Origin of the sequence: Thalassotalea mangrovi (assembly GCF_005116735.1) — a bacterium.
GTDB lineage: Bacteria > Pseudomonadota > Gammaproteobacteria > Enterobacterales > Alteromonadaceae > Thalassotalea_A > Thalassotalea_A mangrovi.
In genome coordinates this window covers 1-1,678 of sequence record NZ_SWDB01000036.1, presented here as the reverse complement: position 1 = coordinate 1,678, position 1,678 = coordinate 1, and the positions used below count along the sequence as shown (strand labels likewise).

Annotated in this window: 2 protein-coding genes; both read right to left on the bottom strand. The window is 44.6% G+C overall.

Annotation, left to right across the window (positions count from 1 at the left end; all coding sequences use genetic code 11):
- On the bottom strand, positions 1–578 hold a 578-nt coding region (locus E8M12_RS14510; RefSeq protein ID WP_211245053.1), incomplete at its 3' end, for a hypothetical protein.
- A gap of 114 nt (positions 579–692) precedes the next feature.
- Positions 693–1,457 carry a hypothetical protein gene (locus tag E8M12_RS14505; RefSeq protein ID WP_136736990.1) on the bottom strand — a complete coding sequence of 255 codons (765 nt, stop codon included), beginning with the start codon at positions 1,455–1,457 and terminating at the stop codon, positions 693–695.
- Positions 1,458–1,678: the final 221 nt, after the last annotated feature.

Sequence of the window (1,678 nt, the reverse complement as noted above, 5' to 3'; positions counted from 1 at the left end):
TCGGCCTTGCCCTGACTGCCATTGCCCATTTCAAACATCCAGACGTTATAACCGCCACCAGCAGCCATATAAAACGTTGCGCCTTCGTCGATTTCCAGGTGCACATTAGAGCGAAGGTGTAAGCTTCTCAGGTAGTAATCACCCGCCGGTATCACTAACTTACCACCGTTAAACTCAGCGCTTATCTGGTCAAGGGCCTGCTGCAGCACTGCCGTATCATCGCCCATATCGGTGTTATTCACCTGATAATCCGTCACCAGGTTGCGAGTCACATTAAAACTCACTGGCTCAGTATAGAAATCTGAATCGATTACCGGTAACGGTTGTGGGCGCGGGTTTTGGGTATAGGTGCCACTGCCATCATGGAAGCCATAGTCCGGGCCATCGTAGTCACTATCATTATCGTCGTTGCTGCCATCATTACCATCAGGCGCAGGAGTTACCGGCAGTTCCGCTTCATGTTCAGTACCAACCGAACCTCCACAGCCAGTTGCGAGTATGGTAAACAACAATAACAGTGCAGTTCGAACCGGTAATGCTTTAAGTATCGTATGCGAAAATCGCGAGTTAATTATCATTATTATGGCCTTAGTACTATTCATTCATACCCTTGCCATACATGTGATCACCGTAAACTTAATGACTAAAAGACAATTTGCACAAGAGGGAGGGTAGACGTCGTATTTAATGTATTAATTGTTCAGGTTTGCTTCGCCTGCAACCTTCAAATTGCCAGAAGCTATTTCAAAATGGTAACCAAGTCGTTTTGCCAGGATGGAGTTATCACTGTCTTGCTCTTTTAGGTCGACCACCCAGGCATACTTTCCCGCGGGAAAATTACTTAGCATGCTGTTAAACGGCAGTTGGATCTGTCCAGACTCTTCAACCGTAACTTTCACATTACCAAACTCTTGCCAGTCAGTGCTGTCTAGCAAGCGGATTTCAAGATCTCGAGCGGTGGTTACATCATATTTGACGGTAAGGATATGTTCTTTGTCGTCAACAATGGTTTTTGGCCAGTTTACTGACTTTACTCTGTCATGCTTGGCCAGGTTTTTAGGGGGTGTATAGTGATCTTTGGCGATGACTTGCATGGAATCTCGATGCGGTTCGGTCAAGCGATCCTGCCACTTTTTTCCTCGCGGAGACAAATAAGCATTCCAGCGATAGCGACCTGAAGTGAGTTCTTCAACCTCAAAATCAAAGTGGTAATTACCCGACTCATTCACCCGCATCGTCATCGATTTCACGGTTCGCCAGGTGCCAAATTCCTGTAACGTTACATGCAACTCCCTCGGTTTAGTGACATCGATCACCAAGTTCACTCTTGGTACGTCTTTAACGCCAATAATTTCCGGTGCGCTAAATGAATGAATAACATCGGTCAGATTTTCAGATGCAATGCTTGCTGTATGAACACAACTGCAAAACATTAATAGTAGAATTTTTCTAATCATAATCGCTTCCCCAGAACGCTATAAATCACCACAAGATAGAGCGAGATAACACTAATAGTGGCAAAGTTTTCAAACATGATATGTTTGCATTTGTATCACCTAAAGATAAGGATCGCAAGAAGTTTACAGTCCGGGGTACCCACTCTCTTCGGTGAGCTTGAATTGACAGATTTGTAGATCTATGTAGATTAGAAAAACAAGGTAAGCTGTACTTCCGCTTA